The organism is Heliorestis convoluta (assembly GCF_009649955.1).
GTDB lineage: Bacteria > Bacillota > Desulfitobacteriia > Heliobacteriales > Heliobacteriaceae > Heliorestis > Heliorestis convoluta.
On the sequence record NZ_CP045875.1, the window covers coordinates 493020 to 517790 of the forward strand.

Below are 24771 nucleotides of genomic sequence, written 5' to 3' on the forward strand. Positions count from 1 at the left end.
GATCTTATTAAGAATAGCATGTTTTTGGTTTTTAATGCAAATTGAGCTGGAAAAAAAACTCTTTTTTCTTTTCCTATGCCCTTTTTTGGATCCTTTTAACCGTCATGACGTCGGAACCAATATATATTTCAAGCTCTCTTTTTAAGTGTATACTTTCCTGGATCCAGTAAGGTTGCGCTAGTTGAAAAGCTCTACAGTCTTTCAGGAAAAGAAGTTGAACGGGCGTAGATCCTTGGTATTTTTGAAGAATTTCCAATAGGCCCTCTGCGACTTTCTTATCATAGGAAGCAAAAGGCAAACGCAAAACCACCACCTTCTCTGTTCTTTCTTGGGTTTCAGGACTTCCTAGGGCTTTTCTTGCTACTATCGATGGTTCTTCTGGTTGAAGACTATCTTTCTGTAGAAGCGTAATACGTTCAGAAAAGACTTTTCTATTTTCTTCTTCGTAATGAATCTTTCCTTCTAAAATTATAATTCCTTCTTCAATTAATTGACTGCTATAGCGGTTATAGGTGCGTGGAAAGACCAATACTTCGATTGCACTAGCCCAGTCTTCTAAAGTAAAGTACGCCATCACCTCACCACGTTTGGTCGTTGTCCTGCGCAGTCCATGAATGGAGCCTCCTAGAATAACTCTCTTCTGATCCATTTCACGCTGAATCTGGGCAATCGCTAGAGAGGTTCTTCTTTCTATGTATGGACGCACTTCTTCTAAGGGATGTCCACTAAAGTAAAAGCCGAGCAATTCTTTTTCCATTGTTAAAAGATCGGCATGGGGAAACTCTGAGACAGCAGGCAAAGGAAAGTAGTCACTGGTTTTTTGGTCTTCTTCCATACTTTTTTCAGCGCCAAAGTCAAAAAGGTTCATCTGTCCTGAAGCCAGGTCTCGCTGACGAATCTCAGCCACTTCTAAAGATTTATCGAGTGCCATCAGCAAAGGCCTTCTTTGACCGAGTGAAGACATGGCGCCTGCTTTGATTAAACTTTCGAGAACTCTTCGATTTGCTTGTCTACAATCAACACGAATGCAAAAGTCAAGGAGGCTACGAAAAGGACCCTCTTTTTCTCGGGCGAGTAAAATGGCTTCGATAGCATTTTTGCCTACGTTTTTTACTGCAGCCAGACCAAAGCGGATTTGATCTTTTTGATTCTCTTCCCTTACTACAGTGAAATCTACTTCTGAAGCGTTTACATCAGGCGGCAATACTTTGATGTCTTTTTGTCGGCAGGCGTCAATATACTGCGCCACTTTCTCAGCACTATCAGCAGCACTTGTAAGCAAGGCAGCCATAAATTCAACGGGGTAATTGGCTTTTAAGTACGCTGTCTGGTAGGCAATCAAAGCATAGGCAGCAGAATGACTTTTGTTAAAACCATAGCCTGCAAAATATTCCATGAGGTCAAAGATTTGTCCTGCTGTCTCACTGGAGATGCTATTTCTTTCTGCTCCTTCGATAAATTGTCGACGCAATCCTGCAATAACTTCCGGTTTTTTCTTGCCCATGGCACGACGAAGCATATCGGCTTCTCCCAGTGTGAAGCCGGCAAGGTCACTCGCAATGCGCATTACTTGTTCTTGGTAGAGGATTACACCATAGGTATCTTGTAAAATCGGTTCTAAGGCTGGGTGAAGATATTCTACGGCTTTACGAAGATGTTTGCGAGCAATGAAGTCTTCAACCATGCCTGATTGCAGAGGACCAGGTCGATACAAGGCAACAAGGGCCACAATATCCTCAAAGTGTGTCGGCTTGAGTTCTTTGAGGATGGCTCTTAATCCTGCGCTTTCTAGCTGAAAGACACCTAGACTGTCGGCTCGCCCTAGTAAATGATAGGTCTTCTCGTCATCAAGAGGCAGTTTTTTGAGTTCGATATGATGGCCTCTGCTTTTGGCTATTTTCTTAACAACATCACCAAGTAAAGTTAATGTTTTGAGACCAAGAATATCTACTTTTAATAAACCAATCTCTTCGACTTGATCTTTGGCAAACTGCGTAGTCGCTCCTTCTTCTGAACCTCTTTGTACAGGCAAGTAATCGACCAGTGGCGTCGGTGCTATAACGACGCCTGCAGCATGGGTAGAAGCATGTCGCGGCATACCTTCTAGTGCCTTCGCTGTCTCAATCAGCTTTTCCACAGCTTCATTTTGCTTTAGTTTTTGTAGCTCTGGGCTAATCTGCAAAGCTTTTTCAATGGTCATGCCCAATTCAGCAGGGATGGCTTTGGCCACTTTGTCGACTTCAGAAAGAGGTAGGTTCAGAACTCGACCTACATCACGAATGGCTGCTCGAGCTGCCATCGTTCCAAAGGTAATGATTTGTGCTACTCGCTCCGTACCATACTTTTGAACGACATATTCGATGACTTCGCCACGCCGTTCGAAGTCAAAATCAATGTCAATATCAGGCATGGATACTCGTTCTGGGTTAAGAAACCGTTCGAAGAGTAAATTGTAAGCCAGGGGATCTATGTCTGTAATAGCAAGAACGTAAGAGACGAGGCTGCCTGCAGCAGAACCACGGCCTGGTCCAACGAGAATGTTATTTTGACGCGAAAAGTTGCAAAAGTCTTGAACAATTAAGAAGTAGCCTGCAAAACCCATGCGACAAATGGTCTGTAGTTCAAAAGCCAGTCGTTCTTCATAGCCTTTTTTTCCTTCTAGGTCACGCCATATCATACCTTTTCGGCACAGGAAGAAAAGATATTTCTCTGTTTCTTCCCAGGGTAGTTCAGGCCAAGGTACTGCTTCATTTTGTCTTTTCCATTGTGTAAACTGTGGGTCTTGGGGAATCGGAAAAGGTGGTAAATGGTTGACGCCAAAGGTAAAGTCTACATTGCAAGCTTCGGCGATGACAATGCTGTTGCGTAAGGCTTCAGGATAGTCGCCAAAAAGATAGGCCATCTCTTGAGCACTTTTAAGATAAAATTCTTCTCCGTGAAACCGCATCCGTTCACTGTCTTGCAGTGTTTTGCCCATCTGTACACACATAAGTACATCTTGAAGATAAGCATCTTTGCGCTCTACATAATGCACATCATTCGTTGCTACCAGTCCAAGCTCAAAACTTTTTGCGAGCTGGATCAGTTGACGGTTCACCTTTTTTTGTTCCGGTAAGCCATGATCTTGTATTTCTATATAATAGTTGTCTTTTCCAAAAATCTGACTGTATAAGGCGACCCGTTCTTGTGCCTGCTTTTCTTGATCTCGTAGCAACAGGGACGGTACTTCACCAGCGAGACAAGCACTTAAAGCAATGAGGCCCTGGCTATACTGGGCGAGCAGTTCATGATCCACTCTTGGTTTATAGTAAAAACCTTCTAGGTGTGCTTTTGATACAAGGGTTGTTAAGTTCCGATAGCCTTGTTGATCTTTGGCCAACAAAACAAGATGGTGCTGTTCTCCATCTTTTTGTACTTCCCGATCTTTTCGATTTCTTGCGGCAACGTAAACTTCGCAACCGATAATCGGTTTGATCCCTTTCGCTTTCGCTTTTTTATAAAAATCGATGACACCATACATAACACCGTGGTCCGTAATAGCTAGAGCAGGCATCGCCAAGTCAACGGCTCGATCAACAAGCTTATTGATTCGAGCCGCACCATCTAAAAGACTATATTCTGTATGCGTATGCAAGTGTACGAAAGGCTGAGGCAAGAGGAGTCACCACCCATCTAGTTACCTTGTAAGAAATCTTAAATTGGCTATATCTTTTTCTTCATGTTCCAGCCTGGTTCCTGCTTTATATTTTTTCTTCCTTGTAGAAAGCTGTCGAATTGTTGAGCCGCTTTCAGAGCTTCTCTTTTGTCGATAAAGTATCCCAGTTCTACACTATATCCTCTCTGTTCTTGCCAGCCAATTCTTCTTTTATGGCCTTTTACCATTACCTGAACAGCTTCTGGTAATAGAAATTCTTGAGACTCTTTCTTTCCCTCTGATTGCAACCCTACTTTTAAGTCGAGAAGACCAGCACCAACTTGTCGCGGTGGTGCATTAAGGCTACGGGTGTTGCGTAAAAGATGGGCAAATATTTCTGACTCTGTTAGCCTTCGGCCCAGTCTTCGTTCTTCTAAAGAAGTTAGCAAAGCTGCGGCACCGGCAACGTGTGGTGAAGCCATAGAAGTTCCTCGCAAAGAAGCATACCGTCGTCCCAACCAGCAGCTTAAGATATCAACACCGGGTGCCACTAGATCAATGGCATCGTTGGAATTGGAAAAAGGAGCTACTTTTTCATTCATATCAACAGCACCAACACAGACGGCTTCTGGAAAAGCGGCCGGATAGGACCGTTCAATTGTATTAGGATTGCCATCTCCTTCATTTCCAGCAGCACAGACAACTAAGATATTTTTATCTACGGCTTTACGAATGGCTTCGTGAAATTCTTTATTGTATTTGGAAGTGCCGAGGCTAATATTGACGATTCGAACTTTTTCCCCTTCCGGTCCTTCCCAGTTAGAAATCCACTCCAGCCCTTTGATCACACTTTTTACGCTGCCTTCTCCTTTTTTATCTAGCACTTTGCCGATAAGAAGTCTTACATCGGGTGCTACGCCAACGAGGCCTTTGCCTGCCGTGGCAGCAGCTACAATTCCGGCTACATGGGTACCATGGCCATTGTCATCTTCAAAATTCTCTGGTTTTCCATCTGTAAAATTCTTACCACCAATGATTCGCTTTCGCAAGTCAGGATGGTCTCGTTCAATGCCTGAGTCTAATAAGGCGATGACCATGCGATGTCCTTTGGTCCTCGGCCAGATTTCCGGTGCACCGATGAGTTTGATGTTAGGTGGTATGCTCGTTGGACTTTCTATATTTACTGAAAGGGTTTTAAACAGGGGGATTCTAAAATTCTGCATGCTTTACTCCCTTTCCTTTCCTTCTTTGTTACCTTTTTTCGTCGCTTTGTAATGCCTATTCTATTCCACCTTTTTCCACAAGGTGACCTTAAAGATAGTTTTTTTACAAAAATCTCTCCAAAGAATAAAAAAAGAGAACCTAGCGTTTGCTGGTTCCCTTCATTGTGATTTATGCTGTTTCGATGTTCGCTGCTTCTTCTAGACCCAATTCTTTGATGAAAGTTTCTTTGAGTTTGAATTTTTGAATCTTACCAGAAGCGGTCATGGGGTAGTTGTCTACAAAGCGAATGTAGCGTGGGATTTTATGGCGTGATATTTTACCTTGGCAATATTGACGGATTTCTTCTTCTGAAGCTTCGTCACCCTTTTTGAGAATGATGCAGGCCAAGACTTCTTCACCGTATTTCGGATCAGGGACGCCCACGATTTGGACATCTCGTACTTTAGGGTGGCTGTAGAAGAATTCTTCAATTTCTCGAGGGTAGATATTTTCTCCACCTCGGATGATCATGTCCTTGGAACGGCCTGTGATTTTGCAGTAGCCTTGTTCATCCATAATGGCCAAGTCTCCCGTGTGAAGCCATTGGTCTTCGTCGATGGCTCTGGCCGTCGCTTCTTCGTTTTTGTAATAGCCAATCATGGTGCCGAAACCGCGAGCGCAAAGTTCACCTTGCACGCCTCTTGGTACTTCTTCGCCTGTTGTTGGGTCTACGATTTTTACTTCTACACCAGGCAAAGCTTTGCCGACAGTAGAAACACGACGTTCTAAACTATCGTAAGGTGTTGTTTGCGTTATGACGGGTGAGAATTCTGTCTGTCCATAGGCGATAGTAATTTCTTTGGCACCCATTTTATGCACGACTTTTTTCATAACTTCAATAGGACAAGGCGAGCCCGCCATAATGCCAGTGCGCAGGGAGGTAAGGTCAAACTGTTCAAAGTCTGGATGTTCTAGTTCTGCGATAAACATCGTGGGGACGCCATAGAGAACAGTACAGCGTTCTTTTTCTACAGCTTCTAGTACTTCTCGTGGACCAAATGTTTCGAGGGGAACCATGGTTGCACCTTTGACAACAGAGGCTAGAGAACTCATCACACAACCGAAGCAATGGAATAAAGGAACGGGGAAACAGAGTCGTTCATTGTCGCCCCAGTTTTGTGCTTCTGCCACTTTTTTGGCGTTGTTAATGATGTTAAAGTGACTAAGCATGACACCTTTGGGAAAACCTGTTGTTCCCGATGTATATTGCATATTGATTGCATCATCATAGTGCAATGATTTTTGTCGCGCTGCTAGCTCTTCATCGGAAATGCTTTTGCCCATCTCAATGAGATCATTCCAGCTAAACATACCAGGGTGTTTCTGCGTTGCATCTTTGCCAATAAAGATTATATTTTTAAGTAATGGAAGGCTAGACTGGGTTTTTCCAGGCTCTGTTTCTTCTAGATTCGGACAAAGTTCTTTGATGATTTCTACATAATTATTGTCTCGATATCCTTCAATCATGAGCAATGTAGTACTATCGGACTGGCGCAATAAATATTCCAGTTCGTAAGAACGATAGTTTGTGTTCACTGTTACAAGAACGGCTCCCATTTTGGCACTTCCAAACTGTGTGTAGAGCCACTCTGGATAGTTCGTTGCCCATATGGCAATATGGTCACCTTTTTGTACACCTAAAGCCATCAAGCCTTTGGCTACTTCATTGGCTTTCTCTTGAAACTGTCGATATGTGAGACGAAGATTCCTCTCATCAGTATATATAAGCGCTTCTTTATCTGGGTTGAGGGCCGTCCTTTGATCCAGTAGATCACCAATTGTCACCTTTAATGGTTCTGTCACTATAATTCATTCCTCCCTACAATACTATAACGATATCTCGTGAACTCTCATCTAAGTCACGAGATTGAAGATGAAGTCACCTGATTGGAGAAAAACTCAACTGGTCGATTTTGTCTATGAGGATTTTTTTATTCTAGAAATCACGTCAAATTCCTTGTGTAAGGCAAGAAGTTTCGACAAATATTCAACAAAAAAAAGACAGCCTTTGTGCAAAGGCTGTGCAAATAACAATGGTTTCACTTATAAGGAGTCTTTTGATTGAGTCAATTGCAAAAGGTTACAAACCTCTGCTCTCAGCAAGTTCAAAAATAAAGTCCCTAATAATTGGACTCATCTGATCAAATTCAATCAAAAAAGCATCATGACCATGAGGACTTTTTAGTTCTTTGTACTCCACATCTTTTCGCTTCTTCTCCATTAAATGTGCCATTTCAATCATGTAGGAAGGTGGGTAGAGCCAGTCAGAGTCAATGCCAACGAATAGAGTTTTTGCTTTGATACGTCCGAGTGCTTTGGCCAAGCCACCTCTGCGACGACCTATATCATGTAAATCCATGGCTTTACAAAGGTACAAATAACTGTTAGCGTCAAAACGCTTGACCAACTTATCGCCCTGGTAGTGTAGATAGCTTTCTATCTCAAAACGACTATCAAAGCGAAAGTATTCATCAGGGTGTGTGTGAACCATTCTTCTGCCAAAACGAAGATTGAACAGCTCATCGCTTCGATAGGTAATCATTCCGAGCATCCGTGCAATGGAAAGTCCCTGCGCGGGTCCCACTTCTGGATAGTAGTTACCTTGGTTCCAGGTGGGATCTAACATAATTGATTGCCGCATTACTTCATTAAAAGCAATGCCCATGGCAGTCATACGACCTGCTGTAGCAATGGGTAAAATCCCGTCTATCTGATCAGGATAGGTTACAGCCCATTCAAGCACTTGCATACCACCCATAGAACCACCGATGACACAGAGCAGTCGTTCTACACCCAAATGTTGCACGAGCGCTTTTTGGGCTCGAACCATGTCACGAATGGTAAAGACGGGAAAGTTCATCCCATAAGGCATCTCCGTTGCTGGATTGATACTACTTGGACCGGTCGTTCCTCGACAGCCACCTAGGACGTTTGAGCAGATGACAAAAAAGCGATTGGTATCGATTGTTTTGCCTGGTCCGATCATATCATCCCACCAGCCTGCCGCCTTGTCACTTTTATCATATTTGCCAGCAGCGTGCTGATCGCCTGTCAGTGCATGAGCCACTAATATAGCGTTGGATCGCCCTTCATTTAAGGTGCCGTAGGTTTCGTAGGCTAGGGTGATCGGGCCTAGTCGGTGTCCTGATTCCAGCACCATTTCTTCAGGAGAGATCGCAAAGGTAAAGTGTTCAGTTTTCGTGATCAGCTCCCGCGCTGAACTGGCTACGGAAAACCGCGAGGCCCCTTGATACATTGTTTTCCTCCTATTTATCAAGCTTTAAAGCTTGATCCAGATCTTCAATTAAATCTTGTCCGTCTTCTAAACCGACAGAAAGCCTTACGAGATCAGGCGTAACGCCAGTATCACGTTGTGCTTCTTCTGTAAGCTGACTGTGTGTCGTAGAAGCGGGGTGAATGACCAGTGATTTCGCATCTCCCACATTGGCCAGATGAGAAAAGATTTGTAGACTGTCGATAAAGCGCTTTCCTGCTTCCAGTCCACCTTGAATGCCAAAAGCAAAAATGGCGCCTGCGCCTTTGGGCAAGTATTTATGGCTAAGATCATAAGAAGGGTGGCCTGGTAATTCGGGATAAGAGACCCAACTTACTTGATCATGTTCTGTTAAAAAAGTAACAATTTTTCGGGTATTGCTTACATGGCGGTCCATGCGCAGTGACAAGGTTTCAATGCCCTGTAGAAGCAAAAAGGCGTTAAAAGGACTGATGCACATGCCCATATCTCGGAGCAATTGCACCCGCGCTTTGATAATGTAAGCAGCTGGGCCAATGTCTTTGCTATAGACTAAACCATGGTAGCTGGGATCGGGGTTGGTAAATCCAGGGAAACGTTCGTTTTGGGCCCAGTCAAATTTGCCACCATCGACAATAATACCACCGATGGATGTGCCATGACCACCGAGAAATTTTGTAGCTGAATATACAACAATATCAGCACCAAAATCAAGAGGGCGGCAGAGATAAGGTGTAAGCAAGGTGTTATCTATAATCAAAGGAATGCCTGCACTGTGAGCCACAGCAGATACCTTTTCTATATCAAGAATGTCACCTTTGGGGTTGCCAATGGCTTCTGCAAAAAGAGCTTTTGTTTTCTCATTGATGGCTGAACGAAAGTTTTCGGGATCTGAAGGATCAACAAAGCGAACTACAATTCCATATTTGGGAAGTGTGTGTGCAAAGAGATTGTACGTTCCACCATAGAGGCTCGTGGAGGCTACGATTTCATCACCAGCACCAGCAATATTCATAATAGCTGTGGTAATGGCGGCCTGCCCAGAAGAAAGAGCAAGGGCTCCCACTCCACCATCTAGAGCAGCGAGTCGTTCCTCTAGCACACCAATGGTAGGGTTGGTTATGCGCGTATAGATATAACCAGGTTCTTTCAGGGCGAAAAGATTGGCAGCGTGCTCCGTATCGCGAAAAAGGTAGGATGTTGTTTGATAGATGGGCACAGCTCTCGATAACGTTTCCGAATCTGCTTTTTGTCCAGCATGTAAGGCCAGGGTGTCAAACCGGAATTGTTTCTCATTCATAAATCTAGCGTCTCCTTCCGCTCCAGTGAATTTTTATTGATAAAAAAAGCCCTTCGCAGACGAAGAGCTTTTATCCAATCTCTCATCTGTCAGGACTTTTCGATCCTGAAGGAATTGGCACCGTGATCACATCGAACTGGTTGCCGGGTTTCATCGGGCCCTTTCCCTCCACCTCTCTTGATGAGCTTTTATTTTGTTGAATACCTTCCCAATTGTAACGTAAATAGGATAGTGCGTCAATCTTTTCACGTTGTTAACGATTGCACTTACAAAAGTGAAAATTGAATTTTTCTAGCCTTTGTTGCAGAGGTTGAAAGTGCTATGGTTTGATTTTGAAACGTCGTATCATCCATAAAAGTTCACTACTTACATCACTTGTTTTTTCTGCAGAAGCAGCCAGCTCTTCACTCGCAGCCATTTGTTCTTGTAAGACGGTCGCAATATTGGTTGCATCGTCTGCAATATGGCCAGCCGTCTTATTGGCATGATTTATATTTTCCGTCACTTGCACTGCTTTATCCTGCAACTGCAATGCTTTTTCAAGATTGGATTGTAAGACTGTGCCAATGTTGTTCGAAGCCTGGTTCATTTTTACCATAATCTGGCTTACTTGATTCATCTTAGCACTACCCGATTCTACAACCTTGTGATTGAGGTTCATGGATTGGGCAGAGCGTTCAATCTGCTCGTTAATGTTTTTTAAGATAGTCATAATAGATTGACTGGACCGAGCTGATTCTTCGGCAAGCTTCCTCACTTCTTCTGCAACAACAGCAAAACCACGTCCTTGATCGCCTGCTCGAGCTGCTTCAATGGCTGCATTTAAGGCGAGCATCTGTGTCTGAGAAGACAAGTTGTTGATAACTTCTGTAATTTTCGTAATTTGAATGGCTTCCTTTTCTAAGTTGTTCATAATCAACAAAGTCTGCGTAACTGATTGTTGGATCTCTTCCATCTGCTTTTTGGCTTCTCCTACTTGAGTAAGGCCTTCGTCTGACGTTGCACTTACTTTTTCTCCTGTTTCAAAAGCTTTTTGAGCAGCCCTGGTTATGGCTTGTACCGTCTGATTCATGTCTGAAGTAATAAGTTGCGTATTGTTCAGTAAAGTCTGTTGATTATTCGTCTGCTGGGAAAGATCGTCAACACTTGTTGAGATCTGCTCCGTAGCCATAGCCACTTGACGACTGGCATTCGCTAAGAGTGTAGAAGTATCGTCTACCGATTGCGCCGAGCGATCGACCGTTTCTAAAATACTTTTCAGCCCAATCGATAATTTGTTCATCTCTAAAGCCAATTGCCCTAGTTCATCACGACTCTCTTCTTCTACTCTTCGAGTCATATCACCCTGATTAATCGCTTTAGAGGCTTGTTGTATAGCTTCTAAAGACTTTTGAACAGAGCTATAAAATAGAAAAGCAGTGATTAAAGAGGTTACCAAAAAAATTGACCACGTCACAATTCCAATCATAAATAGTTCCTGTACACCGGCCGCAATCATGGCAAACATGGTGCTTATACCAACAATCGCCGGCAGCGCTGCTGTCGTTAGAACTTTCTGAAAAATCCCTTTGTGACGGAAAGGCACACCGACACGTAGGGTATATGCTTTTTTCCCATTAATCATAACAGGGTGGCTGGCATCAATTAATACTTCACCAGTATTACGATAATACACTTGCTCAAGGGGCTTTAAGGATTCTACACCGGCTTTGCCAACGGCATCTAAAAAGGTCACGCCTTCCCGTAGCCGATTCGTATGTATGAGTGAACGACCTTGGGGGGAAACGAGCAAAATATACTCAAAATTTCCAAGACGACGATCAAAAATCTGACGAATCTGACTTTCTACTTCTGCTACCTCTTTCGTTTGTAACAGTGTTGCCATCTCTTGAGCCAGAGAAGCAGCCAGTTCTCGACAGGCGCTGGCTTCTGGCCTCTTAAGAAGGTCTTGGTCGTCCCGCTTGTTTTTCATTGCTATGACCATGAAACCAGCTCCTTTTCATTTTTTATGGATTCTATGTCCACTAATAATAATATATTATAGCAAAAATCTTTTGAACATTGTGTCATATTTTGTCGTACTTGAAATAATAAAACCGCCCTGGACTTCCTATCGTCACAAGGCGGTTTTCCTTTATTCAACAATAACCTATTCTATAACCTTCTTTTTCTAGATCTTCTTTTTGGGATTAAGCCTAAAAATGCTGAGATTTAATACAGTAGCAATTACTTCTCCTTCTTTTCTGGCCAGTATTTTTGGAGAAAACGATCGCGACCCGATCCCATGCGATAAAATTGATATCGTCTAGGGTTCTTTTTATGAAAATCCTGGTGATATTCTTCAGCTGAATAGAAGGTACTAGCAGGTAAAATGGGCGTTGCAATGGGATCTTGAAAACGCTTGCTTCTAGCGAGGGCCTCTTTGGAAGCCAGAGCTTTTTCCTTTTGCATCTCATTGTGGTAGAAAATAGCCGTTCGATAGGAATCACCACGATCAAAGAATTGACCGCTATTATCGGTCGGATCAATTTGCTGCCAGAAGAGCTCAAGGAGTTCTTCATAAGAAAGCTCCTCCCGATTGTAGGTCAATTGAACAGCTTCGTAGTGACCTGTTTCCTCTGAGCAAACCTCTTCATAAGAAGGATTCTCTACATGGCCTCCTGTATAGCCTGACTCTATCTTGATAAGACCTTTGAGTTGCTCAAAAGGGGCAACCATACACCAAAAACAACCGCCAGCAAAAGTCGCTTTTTCTATGTTGTGATTTGTCAACGGACTCACCTCTGTGTTCTAACTCATTTTTATCCTTTGCGAATGGCATCAACAGGACAGCAAGCAGCACAGCATCCACAACCAGGACAAAGCTGCCCATCAATTTGAAATACTTTCTCTTCTCTCCCATAGGCATCAAGAGCGTCCCATGTGCAAATGTTGAGACAGAATTTGCAACCGATACAGTCTTCTTCAATCCGATAGTAAGAAGACTCTTGCTCTTGCTCTCGCTCTCGCTTTTGAACCACTTCCGTTACCGTAACCATGTAGATCACTCTCCCTTATCAGTAAAAAAGGGCAATAGTAGGAAATCTATGCTTTCATTATACCAGAAGAGGACTTTCATATAAACTGTTTTCACTGTCATAATGTTGTAAAAACAAGCCTTTTTCTCGTTAACCAGCCGTACCCGGCCGGGCACAACCAACGATGAAAAACAATATTTCCTGTCGAACGTCGTGAGACAGTTCGGTCCCTATCCATCGCAGGCGAAGGAAGTTTGACGGGAGCTGCCCCTAGTACGAGAGGACCGGGGTGGACCGACCGCTGGTGTACCAGTTGTGTTGCCAAATGCAGCGCTGGGTAGCCAAGTCGGGACCGGATAAGCGCTGAAAGCATCTAAGCGCGAAGCCGACCCAAAGATGAGACTTCCCACTACGTAAGTAGGTAAGACCCCAGGAAGATGACCTGGTTGATCGGCTCGAGATGGAAGCGTCGTGAGGCGTGTAGTTGACGAGTACGAATCGGTCGAGGACTTAACCTACTCTTTACATCGCTATTATTTCTCTGTGTAGTTTTCAGGGTACAAGGAAAAAAGCCTACTCCATTTTATAGATGGAGTAGGCTTTTTTGTGACCCTCTAGACTCCTTCGGGTAGAACCAAAAGGAGTCTAGAGAGTCGCTTCTAAGCACCATAATAAAGACTTCATCAAAAAAAGCTTGTCTCTGCAAAGAAAAAAGCATATAATGAACGGCATGGTTATACTGTATACAGTATGGAGAGCCGAAGAGGCGAAAATAATAGGAGGCGTATTTTAACAATGGAATACCTGGTAACCTGGAGCGATGGAGAAGAAGTTCGATATCAATTCATGGACAGTGCAGTACTCAAAAGAGCACGATTGGAGCCAGATCGAATTTACAGTATCATCGAGCTAGCAACGGGGCAGGTAATAACATCTTAGAAGGAAAACAAACTTGTCTTCTATGTAGGGTAGATGTACAATACATAGGTAGGCTGAACAAGTGGAGCCCATCATAAAATAGAACTACAAATATATAACGGCAACGGAGCCTACTTAACCTGGTAAAAAGGAACACCAGGAAAGTAGGCTTTATTTATTATAAAGGATAATATCAACAGGAAAGCAGATCAGAAAGTAAGCTTTACTTTTAAAAACCTTGACAGGGAGAGCAAAAGGAGGAGCCAGATTTGTCTACAGGAGAAGTAACTTTACAGCTAGAAATAGAAGATATGGAACAGGAAATAGAACGACGTTGTCAATTTATTTGCCAACAAGTGCAGCAAGCAAGACGCCAGGGCATCGTTGTTGGACTCAGCGGAGGCATTGATAGCGCTGTTACAGCAGCCCTCTGTCAACGAGCCTTAGGTAAAGAGAAGGTGCTAGCACTTTGGATTGGTGCCCACAGTGCTGAAGAACACGCTCAGGATGCGAAACTAATTGCACAAAAACTAGAACTTCCTTTAGTTGAGATTAATCTTGATGAAGTAACTTCTCAACTCGTTAAAAGCATTGAAGGACCCTTACAAAAAAGAGGCTTGATCACAGGAGGCCTTTCTACACTTACGATCGGTAACACCAAAGCACGCGAAAGAATGACAGTGCTTTATGCAGTTGCCAATGAACTAGGCTATCTTGTTGCAGGCACTTGCAACCGAACAGAGATTTATTTAGGCTATGAAACCAAAGGTGGCGATCAACTTTGTGACTTCAATCCACTCGCCACTTTAGTAAAAGCACAAGTACGAGCTATGGCAAGCTACCTGGGAATTCCCGAAAAAATTATCACCAAGGCACCATCGGCTGATCTTTGGCAGGGGCAAACGGACGAAGCAGAGATGGGTTTTACTTACCAGGAGGCAGATCGCTATATTCTTACTGGAGAAGGTCCTGAAGAAGTGGTCAAAAAGATACAACATCTGCATAAATGCTCCGAACACAAGCGAACGTTACCGCCTGTAATCTAAGAACCAGACAGCAGACCCTATCCGACAGGGGCAGATATATAAGCATCACGAAGAGGAGGCAACCATATGGCCGGACATTCAAAATGGGCCAATATCAAGCACAAAAAAGCAAAAGTAGATGCTCAGAGAGGAAAAATATTTACCAAGTTATCCCGTGAAATTATTGTAGCAGTTCGTCAAGGTGGTCCTGACCCCAACGGCAACTTCCGTTTGAAAATAGCCATTCAAAAAGCCAAAGAAGCCAACTTGCCGAACGACAATATACAACGGGCCATTCAACGAGGTGCTGGCGCCGGAGAGGGTGCCAATTATGAAGAACTGTCCTACGAAGGTTATGGCCCTGGTGGTGTAGCTGTTCTAATCGAAGCCATGACAGACAATAGAAATCGAACAGCCAGTGAAATTCGACACCTTTTCACAAAGTACGGTGGCAACTTGGGAGAAAGTGGTTGTGTGGCTTGGATGTTCGACCGCAAAGGCTTGATTCGTCTAGAGGTAGATGAAGAAAAAGGAGAAAAACCTTTTGACGAAGATGAAGTCATGCTGCAAGCACTAGACGCAGGTGCTTTCGACGTACAAACAGGGCCTTATGAGGTAGAAATTTACACGACGCCGGAAGAATTAGAAGAAGTAAAAAATAAAATATCCGAAATAGGCTATACCATAACTACAGCAGAAATCACCATGGTACCGCAAAATATGGTAGCTGTTACAGAAAAAGACCAGGCTGAAAAACTACTTAAGTTTATGGAAATTGTAGATGAACAAGATGATGTTCAAAATGTCTATGCTAATTTCGATCTGTCAGAATCATTATTACAAGAAATATAAAAAAAAAGGAGCACCATCCATTGGGTGCTCCTTCTCTATTCCTATGGGTATAAGAGAATCATTAAGACCAAATCTCCATGCAATCTCTCTAGAACAACAAAAAATTCTAATTAGAACTAGTTCAATCTACTTCGATGATCATTTCTTTAAATCGAATTGCTGTCTTTGATATGTAGCGTCTTGATTGCTAAGCGCTTTCCTCTTCAGCAACAGGCAAAGGCAACGTCGACTCTTCCTTTTGTGTGGTCAATGCAATGGATGTTCGCGTGTGAACTACACCAGGCGTTGTTAGAATGTACGATGACAAAAGCTGATCTAACTCCCAAGTATCTCGGACACGAATTTTCAATAAAAAACCATCGTCGCCTGTAACTTTGTGACATTCGAGAATATTATCGCAATTTGCAACTCGTTCGACGAAACCTTCGTAACAGTTGGGATGATCGAGACGAAGATTGACGAAAGCAGTTAGATCTAGTTGTAATGCTTTCGCACTCAGACGGGCTTGAAAACCTTGAATAACTCCTTTTTCCTCCAACTTCTTGATTCGTTCAGCAACGGCTGGAGAGGAAAGCCCAACCAGAGACGCAAGCTCTGTCTGGGTTACTCTTCCATTACGTTGGAGGTGCTGCAATATCCGGCAATCTACGGCATCATACATCTTAATTGGCCTCCTTGCCTAAAACCACCAACCTTTTAATTCGAATATATAAAAATTTTGAGGAAAAGTCAAGGATAACCGTAAAACGACAAATATAACCACGCATGGCGTTTTAAGCAATGGGCTCTTCGGGCAGGCTATAGCTGGTTGAATATGCCTGTAGAAGAGAAAAAGGTGAAAAGGCCATGAATATTCCAGAGAAGATCATTAAAACAAAAGAAAGTCCTCGGGGAACTTCCTTAGTACCTATATTTATTATACTCTATTGCCTAGCATTTACATTGACCTACCTAGGTGTTATAGTCTATGATCGTTTAAGCGTCGAAAACACAGAAACTCTTACGAAGTATACGCAAGAAGAATTGCTTGATCGTCCTATTGCACCAGGCGTAGCGATTTATATGAAAACAACCTACGCAATAAGCCAAGAAACAGTAACAGAAGCATTGGAGCGGCCTTATGATTGGGCAGGTAGGTCCTTCCGAGAACTGTTACAACGCTTTCCCGAGAAAGAAGGCTGGCAGTGGGAGCTAAGACCGGGTCAGATTATTTTTCACAGGACGGTGCCAACATTAAGTCCTGACGATGCGAGTCAGAGGCATCTTGGCATTGTAGAAGGTGTTATTGCAATTATCATTGGTCCACCAGGTATATACGGTGGTGTTGATAGACTGACACAGATTGAAGCACAACATTTGCCGGAAGCATTGCGGCGCATTGCTGAATCAGGCTGGTTGGCTTGGAATGACGAAGAAATCCTTTACCAGATATTAGATGGCATGGATGAATCTAATCGGCCCTTCGAACAGGATTCAATGGATGCACGTCGAATTCTAAATGGAGAAGGCTTTTTAAGAAATTAAAAAGCCTTTTAAACTTCATTCTAACGGCGCAAGTATTGCAAATTGTTGATTAAGAATTTCCTTGGGGAGGTGTCCCGTTCTGATTATCCTGGGAATTGACCCGGGGACGGCTTTATGCGGTTATGGACTCATTGAAGTACAAGGGAACCGGCTTTCGTCCCTTGCTTATGGCGTCATACGAACGACTGCAGAAAAGCCTTTGCCTTCCCGTCTTTTGATGATTGCAGAAGAACTAGAAGCTTTGATTGCAAAGTACAAGCCCCACCGTCTAGCGGTAGAAGAAGTTTTTTTCAGCCGCAATGTAACAACGGCCATGACCGTTGGACAGGCCCGGGGCGTTATTTTATTAGCTGCTGCCAAAGCAGGGATACCTGTCAGTGAGTATAAGCCTACGCAGGTCAAGCAAGCTGTCGTCGGCTATGGCAGAGCAGAAAAAGGACAAGTTCAAGACATGGTCCGTCTCTTGCTCTGCTTATCAGAAAAACCTAAGCCTGACGATGTAGCCGATGCCTTGGCTGTAGCAATCTGTTGTGCCCATAGTGTGCACCAGGAGGAGAGGACCTGTTGATTTCCTTTTTACGAGGCCTATTGGTTGGTGTCGGTGAAGATGCTATCGTACTAGATGTTTCAGGTGTAGGATACCACGTTTTTGTACCTTCTACTGTTTTAGAGCAGTTACCTCGAGTCGGAGAGACGATGAAAATTCATACATATTTTCATCACCGAGAAGAGCAGGTGCAACTTTTTGGTTTTCAATCGGAAGAAGAGCTGGCCTTTTTTCGTTTATTGCTAGAAGTCAGTGGTATTGGACCTAAAGTAGGATTGGCCATTCTTTCTACGTTCCCGGCCAAGCAGCTAGAGCGAGCCATCGTGACGGAAGATATGATGGTATTAACAAGAATTCCCGGTATCGGTAAAAAAACAGCGCAACGGCTGGTCGTAGAACTTCGTGACAAATTACTCAAACAAGGGCTTCGCGTTTTGCCAATTACCTATGCTTATGCAGGTGAGAGTGCAGTTCCTTCTTTTTCTGAGGAGGCAAATCAATCAACCTTTGTAATAACAGCAGCAACGTCATCAGAAGTCTCACCAGTAGTCGAAATAGGGTCTACAGAAGGCAATGAAGCAGGCGCCAGAACAACAGCCTTAGATGGCACAACAAAGGAAGCCCAGAATGAAGGGCAGAACAAAGCGTTGGGAGAAGCGAACCAAGAAGCCAAAAGGCATAGAAAAAATACAAGCACTTTGCGTCAACGGAGAAGACAGCCGCGGGAAGAAGCTTTAGAGGCTTTACAAGCCTTGGGTTACTCCAGCAACGAAGCCAAAGATGCTTTAATTGAACTTGCTGCTACAACAGAATCGGAGGCTTCCGTCGAAGAATGGATCAAAGGAGCGTTACGCTACCTAGCTAGAGGATGAATAGGATACCCGATTAAGGAGGTGAGGTAAAAATGGAAGAGCGATTGCTTTCTTCGACACCGCAACAAGAAGAGGGGGAAGCAGAGCGTAGCTTGCGCCCGCGAGCGTTGCAAGAGTATATTGGCCAAGAGAAGTTAAAAGCCAATTTGTCAATTTTTATAGAAGCTGCTTTGCGACGACGAGAAGCCTTAGATCATGTCTTGCTCTACGGGCCGCCGGGCCTCGGGAAGACAACTCTGGCTCAAATTATTGCCAACGAATTGAAAGTGCAGCTCAAAATCACATCCGGTCCAGCCATTGAAAGACCGGGCGATCTAGCAGCCATTCTTACCAACTTACAGCCTATGGATGTTCTTTTTATCGATGAGATTCATCGGTTGAATCGGTCTGTCGAAGAAGTGCTCTACCCGGCCATGGAAGACTTTGGCCTTGATATCGTTATTGGCAAAGGACCTTCGGCACGCTCTATTCGTATTGACTTGCCTCGCTTCACTTTGGTAGGTGCAACAACGCGAGCAGGCATGCTGACCTCGCCCTTGCGAGATCGCTTTGGCGTCATTCATCGACTGGAGTATTATCAACCGGAAGAGTTAGAGCTGATTATTACCAGAGCGGCTACCATTTTAGCGGTTGCCATAGAACCAGCAGGTGCTAAAGCCATTGCCCTTCGTGCACGAGGCACACCGCGCATTGCCAACCGATTGCTCAAAAGAGTGAGAGACTATGCTCAAGTTCTCTCGAATGGCATTATCACAGAACAAATAGCGCAGGACTCACTGGCACGTCTGGAAGTTGATCCACTAGGACTCGATCATACAGACCGTCGCTATCTAGAAGCGTTGATTCAAAAGTTTGGTGGTGGCCCTGTTGGCGTTGAAACTTTAGCCGCTTCCATCAGTGAATCGGTGGACACTTTGGAAGACGTGATCGAACCCTATCTGATGCAACAAGGGTTTATCAACCGTACACCACGAGGTCGTATGGTTACTATTTCAGCCTGTCAGCATATGAAAATGGCTGTACCACAATCTTTGTTGGCCCTCTTAGAACCAGCAGCCAGTACGGAATCGATGCAACCTACCCTGCCATTGGAGTAGAATTTCTAGAAAAGAATCATCCCTCGATGGAGTGAATTCGATGATAAGAGTGAACACGAGATGAAGCTACTTCTTCACAGTTGCTGTGGTCCTTGCAGTATCTATCCAATCGAACAATTGCGACAAGAAGGTTACGATGTAAATGCCTACTTTTACAACCCTAACATTCACCCTTATAAAGAATTTCGTCGGCGCCTTGAAACCTTAGAGGGTTACACGTCTGCCATTAATGTACCTTTAATCAAAGAAGAGACTTATGAACTAGAATCTTTCCTGCAGAAAGTAGCGCAGGACCCTGCTTCACGCTGTCCTCATTGCTACCGCATGCGGCTTTATAAAGCCGCAGAAAAAGGGCGGCAATTGTCGATGGACGCTTTTACAACCACATTGCTTATCAGCCCCTATCAGAATCATGAAATGTTGAAAGCCCTAGGAGAAGAGATAGGCAAAGAACTATCCATTCCTTTTCTATATAAAGATTTTCGCCATGGCTTCAGAGAAGGGCAACAACAAGCCCGAGAACGAGAGTTATACAGGCAACCCTACTGCGGTTGTATTTACAGTGAAAAAGATCGTTATTACAAGCCGAAGAAGGAGGAATGAAAAAAGGTGTTAGACGGTGCGTCCTTTGGAAAGTGGATTATGATCATCGGTCTAGGCCTTACTCTTGTCGGGGGCTTACTCTGGCTACTCAGTCAATTCATTTCTATCGGTCGTCTTCCCGGTGACTTTTCCTTTCAGAAAGGAAACATGACTTTTTACTTTCCTTTAGCGACAGGACTTCTGATTAGCCTGATTTTAACGATTTTACTCAATCTTATAGGGCGGAGGTAACATTTACCCCTATAAAAGGCCCCCTTGGCTCCGAACAATTTTATTAGTAGAAGGTGAAGTTTTTGGAACAATTATCACGTAACAGCATGGCCATGAATCGGTTCCAAGAGCCCGGATTCCTTCTTGTTCGCGCCCAGGAAGGCGATGATACTTCCAGGAATGCGCTGATCAAAAAGTTTACCCCTTTTATCATGCGCGTTGCCTCCAATGTTAGTGGACGTTATGTACGCCTAGGCAGTGATGATGAGGCAAGTATTGGACTCATCGCTTTTAACGAAGCTATCAACAACTATCGCGAAGAAAAAGGCGTATCTTTCCTCTCTTTTGCTGATACAGTCATTCGTCGACGTCTTATTGACTATTTCCGTAAAGAGTCTAAAGCACAAAAAGTGCTACCTCTATCTTCTTTTGAAGATCGGAACGATGAATCAGGAGAGGATGTATCCAATCGTCTTGAGATTCGCCAGGCCCAGGAAACATTTCGAATTGAAAATGAAGCAACAGACCGACGAGCAGAGATTGTTCAATACGACAAGCTTCTTCGTGACTTTGGTCTTTCCTTCGCCGAGTTGGTAGAAGTATCACCCAAGCACGAAGACGCCCGTCGACGAGCTATCGATGTAGCCCGCCTCATTGCAGAAACAAAAGAATATAGAGACTATCTAAAGGTCAAAGGCTCCTTGCCTCTAAAAGCACTGGAAAAAGAAGTAGACATGAGTCGCAAAACCTTAGAGAGACAGCGGAAGTATATTATTGCTGTCACTGTCATTTTCTTAGAAAACTTAGAATACCTCAAAGAATATATTAACAAGGTCTGAGCCACCTTGCAGGACTCTTGCCGTCGATAAAAAGCTTGTGCAAAACTCCTGCCACCTTGTTAGAAGGAGGAAATCCCTGAGGTGGATCAACGCGGGGTTGTACTAGAAATTACAGAAGAAGAAGCGATTGTTCTTACTGACAACGGTGAGTTCAAGCGCATACCTCTTCCCCAGCCTGTTCCAGCGATTGGTGATGAAATTGTTATATCACCGGATAAACGGAGGCAGCAAAAGCAGGGAAAAAGCAAAAAGAGGCAAGCGTGGTACTGGATGGGCCTTGCCGTAGCAGCCTTGTTTTTGTTTGCATTGAACATGTCTGGCTTGAAAAGCATCTTTTATGAAAAGACAGAGCAACAGGACGTGGCTCTTCTAGAAGAACAGGACCCATCTCTAGAAGAGCCCATACTTTCAAAGCCTGTTCGATATGTATCCGTCGATATCAATCCTTCTATTGAGCTCGGTCTCAATGAACAAGATCAAGTCATAACAATGCGCTCTCTCAACGATGAGGGAGAAAAAATCATTGCCCAAAGAGCTTTAGAAGGATTGCCAGTAGAAAAAGCGATTCAAGAAATTGCGGCAGAAGCACTTCTTCAAGGCTATCTCGCTTCCAATAAAGCCAATACGCTTCTTATTACTGTCTATACAGAGGGAGAAGAAAATGAAAAGGAAGCGCAGAAAGTCTTAGAAGATAAGTTGCGTCAATCGGCGCAGCAAATACTAGCGCAAGATAATTTGCCGACTCATAAGGTTCAGACGATTCAAGTCTCGAAAGAACAACGAGAAAGAGCGGAAGAACTCGGTTTATCAGTTGGCAAATTTGCACAGCTTCTTGATGCAATGGAGCAAGGGGTTCCAGAGGAAAAAGACGAAAAACCTCCAACAGAGAATCGCTCATCTCTAGGAACGGAGCCAATGGAGAGAAAAGGTACACAAGAAATAGACAGGAAAGAGAATCAAGACCAAGAGAATCAAAATAAGCAGAAACAAAAGCAAGAAAAAACTGCTTCCGATCCAATCGAGCGTGACGTTATGGATAATAACAAAATCGATCCAGAGGAGATAAATCAAGAACGGATGGATCAGGAGCATGACGTCATAGATAACGATGCTATGGATCATGACACAATCGAAGTGAGTCCAACGAATACAAGGATAGAAAAAGATAGAAAAGCAGAAGTTCAATCTTCCAGCTAAGGCTGGACTTTTTTTTGACTTGCTTTTTCGAAAAGCAAAACAGGAAAGAAAGACCTTATGTCGAAAATATCCATCTGGCAGGAAAAAAATTAGTAATGTAGCTAGAAAGGGTGAACAGACCTTGGACAAGGCACAGAGAAAAGGATGGCTCTATGGCCTGGGCATCCTACTTAGTCTCTTCTTTCTTGTCATGCCGCTGTCTCAAGCTAGAGCAGAAACAGTAGACGTTCCTACAGTTCGAGTACTCATCGATCAACCTGTAACAGTAGAAATTAAAATTGCTTCAGGTCGATACGGATTAATCGATGAGCAGACGGGAATGCCTATCGATTATCAGCCTACGCAAGGGGACTGGCGGATTACCGCCGTTGGACGAGCTCTTCAGATAACTTCGGGAGGGCAAGCACTGCCACGTACATACAGCGGACCGATTTACCTACATGGAATCGCCGGTACAGAGAATATATTGGAGATAAACGGTAAAAAATACCGAGGAAACCTGCGAATCTATCCTCCGCAAGCAGTAGACCAAAGAGGGTTGGTCTTGATTAATGATCTTGATCTCGAATCCTATCTCTATGGCGTCGTCGGTCCCGAAATGGGCTTCGGTGCACCTCAAGAAGCGCTAAAAGCACAGGCTGTTGTATCTCGCAGCTATGCTTTGTATCACTTGACGATCCGACAACGAAGCAACAGTCTTTTTGATCTACGGGCAGACACAAGCAGCCAAGTCTATCGAGGTATTGAAGGCGAAAGAGATCATATTCGACAAGTCGTCGATGATACGAGAGGACAAGTCCTTCATTATGATGGCAGGGTGATTGAAGCAGTTTATCACTCTAACGCAGGTGGTAAAACAGAAAGTGCTCAATTTGTATGGAATGAAAGCAGGCCCTATCTAGAAGGCGTGACTTCGCCAGATGATGCTTATGCAGAAGAACTTAGTACAGCCACCGCTGCGGCCTATCGTTGGCGCAAAACCATTACAGCACAGGAAATTACAGAGCGAGCGCAATCGATTACAGGTCGCGATATTGGAACAGTAAAAGCAATCAGAATTGCCGAGAAAAGCCCCACAGGTCGGGTCATTCGCCTTGAAGTCGTTGGCTCTAAAGAGACGATAACAGTGGATAAGCTTCTCGTTCGAGCTCTGGTAAACACACCGTCTACACTTTTTACAGTCGCTAGCGCCGTAACAAGTACAGAAAACACAATTGTAGGCAAACCCACTGGCAACAGCACGATTACAGTACTAGCAGCCGACGAAAGCCCACGGGCTTACACAATCAAAGAAGCCTCTGTCTTCGCCATGGGTGCTGACCTTATACCTCGACAAGTCGATGCAGCCAAGGAGCTTTTTATACTCAGCCAAGGTGGCTTGAACCAATCTAGTACCATAGAGATTCGTCCCGGTGATACCTTTACATTGCAAGGCCATGGTTATGGTCATGGTGTAGGCATGAGCCAATGGGGCGCTATGGGAATGTCTATCAAAGGAAAAACATATAAAGAAATCGTTGAACATTATTATGGCGGCAGTCAGAGAAATGGCCGACTTCAAATCGTAGGAGACTGGGGAACCTGATGAACGTTGATCAATTCGACTATGAACTACCTCGCGAAGCGATAGCACAAGCACCCATTGAACCACGTGACGCCTCCAAACTGATGGTTCTTAATCGGCAAAATGGTCTCATAGAGCATCGGATATTTCGCGAAATTAAAGAGCTACTCCGCCCCGGTGACTTGCTCGTCTTAAATCGTAGCCGTGTCATACCAGCTCGCCTTTTTGGAGTAAAAAAAGGCACCGATACAGCTGTAGAAATGGTCTTGCTGACGCCAAAAGGAGAAGACCGCTGGGAAGTACTTGTCCGTCCAGGACGAAGACTAAAAGCAGGCACTACTGTAGAGTTTGGTGAAGATCTGCAAGCAGACATCATAGACAGCACGGCCTTTGGTGGAAGACTTGTCAAGTTTCGCTATTGTGGTGATTTTGACCAACTTTTAGAAGAAAAAGGGCAAATGCCACTGCCACCGTACATTGAACGACCCTTGCAAAAAGAAGAAACAGAGCGATACCAAACGATTTATAGCAAAGAAAAAGGCTCTGCAGCGGCACCTACAGCAGGTCTTCACTTTACGCCAGAGTTGCTGCAAGATCTTAAAGAGGCAGGCGTGGAGATTGCTACCGTACTGCTCCATGTAGGGCTAGGCACTTTCCGGCCTGTGCAAGCTGAAAAAGTAGAAGACCATCAGATGCACGCAGAATTTTATCAAATCGATGAGGAAGCCGCCCAAGCTATTACGAAAGCCAGGCAAGAAGGTAGACGGATTGTTGCTGTTGGAACTACAGTCGTAAGAACCCTTGAATCAGTGGCTGCATTAGAAAAAGGTGCTGTCAAAGCCACCTCAGGTTGGACCGATATCTTTATCTATCCTGGTTACAACTTTCAAGTAATCGACGGTCTGATCACTAACTTTCACTTACCTCGTTCTACCTTACTCATGCTCGTTTCTGCTTTTGCGAACCGCGATACCATCATGGCGGCCTATGAAGAAGCAGTGCAAAAAGACTACCGTTTCTTTAGCTTTGGTGACGCAATGATGATCATTTAAGGAG

22 protein-coding genes, 1 riboswitch and 1 other annotated feature are annotated in these 24771 nt (G+C 44.0%); of the genes, 13 read left to right on the top strand and 9 right to left on the bottom strand.

Annotated elements, in window-relative coordinates:
• Positions 1-73: 73 nt before the first annotated feature.
• The 8 genes from FTV88_RS02200 to FTV88_RS02235 all read right to left on the bottom strand — a co-directional run bounded on the left by FTV88_RS02200 (position 74) and on the right by FTV88_RS02235 (position 12488).
• The gene (locus FTV88_RS02200) at positions 74-3655 is read right to left on the bottom strand and encodes a DNA polymerase III subunit alpha (RefSeq protein WP_153724196.1); all 3582 of its coding nucleotides are present in this window, start codon (positions 3653-3655) and stop codon (positions 74-76) included.
• 47 nt (positions 3656-3702) lie between these two features.
• Entirely contained in the window at positions 3703-4857 is a 1155-nt protein-coding gene (locus FTV88_RS02205; RefSeq protein ID WP_153724197.1) for a S8 family peptidase, read from the bottom strand.
• 169 nt (positions 4858-5026) lie between these two features.
• Positions 5027-6700, bottom strand: a complete 1674-nt coding sequence (locus FTV88_RS02210; RefSeq protein WP_153724198.1) for an AMP-binding protein — start codon at positions 6698-6700, stop codon at positions 5027-5029.
• Positions 6701-6977: 277 nt separating this feature from the next.
• The gene (gene metX / locus FTV88_RS02215; protein WP_153724199.1) at positions 6978-8153 is read right to left on the bottom strand and encodes a homoserine O-acetyltransferase MetX; all 1176 of its coding nucleotides are present in this window, start codon (positions 8151-8153) and stop codon (positions 6978-6980) included.
• A gap of 10 nt (positions 8154-8163) precedes the next feature.
• On the bottom strand, positions 8164-9450 hold the full coding sequence (locus FTV88_RS02220; RefSeq protein ID WP_153724200.1) for a homocysteine synthase: 1287 nt from the start codon (positions 9448-9450) through the stop codon (positions 8164-8166).
• Between the two features lie 79 nt (positions 9451-9529).
• Positions 9530-9637: riboswitch (SAM riboswitch) on the bottom strand.
• A 132-nt stretch (positions 9638-9769) separates the two neighbouring features.
• Complete coding sequence (locus FTV88_RS02225) at positions 9770-11434, bottom strand: methyl-accepting chemotaxis protein (RefSeq protein WP_153724201.1); 1665 nt, start codon at positions 11432-11434, stop codon at positions 9770-9772.
• A gap of 242 nt (positions 11435-11676) precedes the next feature.
• Positions 11677-12222, bottom strand: a complete 546-nt coding sequence (gene msrA, locus FTV88_RS02230; protein WP_243137268.1) for a peptide-methionine (S)-S-oxide reductase MsrA — start codon at positions 12220-12222, stop codon at positions 11677-11679.
• A gap of 29 nt (positions 12223-12251) precedes the next feature.
• Entirely contained in the window at positions 12252-12488 is a 237-nt protein-coding gene (locus FTV88_RS02235) for a 4Fe-4S dicluster domain-containing protein (RefSeq protein ID WP_153724203.1), read from the bottom strand.
• A 223-nt stretch (positions 12489-12711) separates the two neighbouring features.
• Positions 12712-12973, top strand: a sequence feature (23S ribosomal RNA rRNA prediction is too short).
• 289 nt (positions 12974-13262) lie between these two features.
• Here FTV88_RS02235 and FTV88_RS02240 point away from each other — a divergent pair.
• The 3 genes from FTV88_RS02240 to FTV88_RS02250 all read left to right on the top strand — a co-directional run bounded on the left by FTV88_RS02240 (position 13263) and on the right by FTV88_RS02250 (position 15262).
• The gene (locus FTV88_RS02240) at positions 13263-13406 is read left to right on the top strand and encodes a hypothetical protein (protein WP_153724204.1); all 144 of its coding nucleotides are present in this window, start codon (positions 13263-13265) and stop codon (positions 13404-13406) included.
• 248 nt (positions 13407-13654) lie between these two features.
• Entirely contained in the window at positions 13655-14431 is a 777-nt protein-coding gene (nadE, locus tag FTV88_RS02245) for an NAD(+) synthase (protein ID WP_207707899.1), read from the top strand.
• A gap of 66 nt (positions 14432-14497) precedes the next feature.
• Positions 14498-15262, top strand: a complete 765-nt coding sequence (locus tag FTV88_RS02250; RefSeq protein WP_153724205.1) for a YebC/PmpR family DNA-binding transcriptional regulator — start codon at positions 14498-14500, stop codon at positions 15260-15262.
• Between the two features lie 187 nt (positions 15263-15449).
• Here FTV88_RS02250 and FTV88_RS02255 read toward each other — a convergent pair whose 3' ends face one another.
• On the bottom strand, positions 15450-15923 hold the full coding sequence (locus FTV88_RS02255) for an Lrp/AsnC family transcriptional regulator (protein WP_153724206.1): 474 nt from the start codon (positions 15921-15923) through the stop codon (positions 15450-15452).
• A gap of 185 nt (positions 15924-16108) precedes the next feature.
• Here FTV88_RS02255 and FTV88_RS02260 point away from each other — a divergent pair, with 185 nt between their 5' ends.
• The 10 genes from FTV88_RS02260 (at position 16109) to queA (ending at position 24767) form a co-directional block, all read left to right on the top strand.
• Positions 16109-16786, top strand: coding sequence for a hypothetical protein (locus FTV88_RS02260; RefSeq protein ID WP_153724207.1), 678 nt, complete (start codon positions 16109-16111; stop codon positions 16784-16786).
• 79 nt (positions 16787-16865) lie between these two features.
• The gene (gene ruvC, locus FTV88_RS02265; protein ID WP_153726471.1) at positions 16866-17354 is read left to right on the top strand and encodes a crossover junction endodeoxyribonuclease RuvC; all 489 of its coding nucleotides are present in this window, start codon (positions 16866-16868) and stop codon (positions 17352-17354) included.
• The gene (ruvA, locus tag FTV88_RS02270; RefSeq protein ID WP_162007859.1) at positions 17351-18205 is read left to right on the top strand and encodes a Holliday junction branch migration protein RuvA; all 855 of its coding nucleotides are present in this window, start codon (positions 17351-17353) and stop codon (positions 18203-18205) included. Before ruvC ends, ruvA begins: the two co-directional genes overlap by 4 nt.
• Before the next feature lie 32 nt (positions 18206-18237).
• Positions 18238-19302 carry a Holliday junction branch migration DNA helicase RuvB gene (gene ruvB / locus FTV88_RS02275; RefSeq protein ID WP_153724209.1) on the top strand — a complete coding sequence of 355 codons (1065 nt, stop codon included), beginning with the start codon at positions 18238-18240 and terminating at the stop codon, positions 19300-19302.
• Positions 19303-19362: 60 nt separating this feature from the next.
• Positions 19363-19905 carry an epoxyqueuosine reductase QueH gene (locus FTV88_RS02280; RefSeq protein WP_153724210.1) on the top strand — a complete coding sequence of 181 codons (543 nt, stop codon included), beginning with the start codon at positions 19363-19365 and terminating at the stop codon, positions 19903-19905.
• A 6-nt stretch (positions 19906-19911) separates the two neighbouring features.
• A complete protein-coding gene (locus FTV88_RS02285; RefSeq protein WP_153724211.1) occupies positions 19912-20136 on the top strand; it encodes a DUF2905 domain-containing protein in 225 nt (74 codons plus the stop codon).
• A 62-nt stretch (positions 20137-20198) separates the two neighbouring features.
• Positions 20199-20954: an RNA polymerase sigma factor SigI gene (sigI, locus tag FTV88_RS02290; RefSeq protein WP_243137271.1), complete on the top strand. Its 756-nt coding sequence runs from the start codon at positions 20199-20201 to the stop codon at positions 20952-20954.
• An 81-nt stretch (positions 20955-21035) separates the two neighbouring features.
• Complete coding sequence (locus FTV88_RS02295) at positions 21036-22151, top strand: anti-sigma factor domain-containing protein (RefSeq protein WP_162007860.1); 1116 nt, start codon at positions 21036-21038, stop codon at positions 22149-22151.
• A 121-nt stretch (positions 22152-22272) separates the two neighbouring features.
• Positions 22273-23736 carry a SpoIID/LytB domain-containing protein gene (locus FTV88_RS02300; RefSeq protein WP_153724213.1) on the top strand — a complete coding sequence of 488 codons (1464 nt, stop codon included), beginning with the start codon at positions 22273-22275 and terminating at the stop codon, positions 23734-23736.
• Positions 23736-24767, top strand: coding sequence for a tRNA preQ1(34) S-adenosylmethionine ribosyltransferase-isomerase QueA (queA, locus tag FTV88_RS02305; protein ID WP_153724214.1), 1032 nt, complete (start codon positions 23736-23738; stop codon positions 24765-24767). Before FTV88_RS02300 ends, queA begins: the two co-directional genes overlap by 1 nt.
• The last annotated feature ends 4 nt before the right edge of the window (positions 24768-24771 follow it).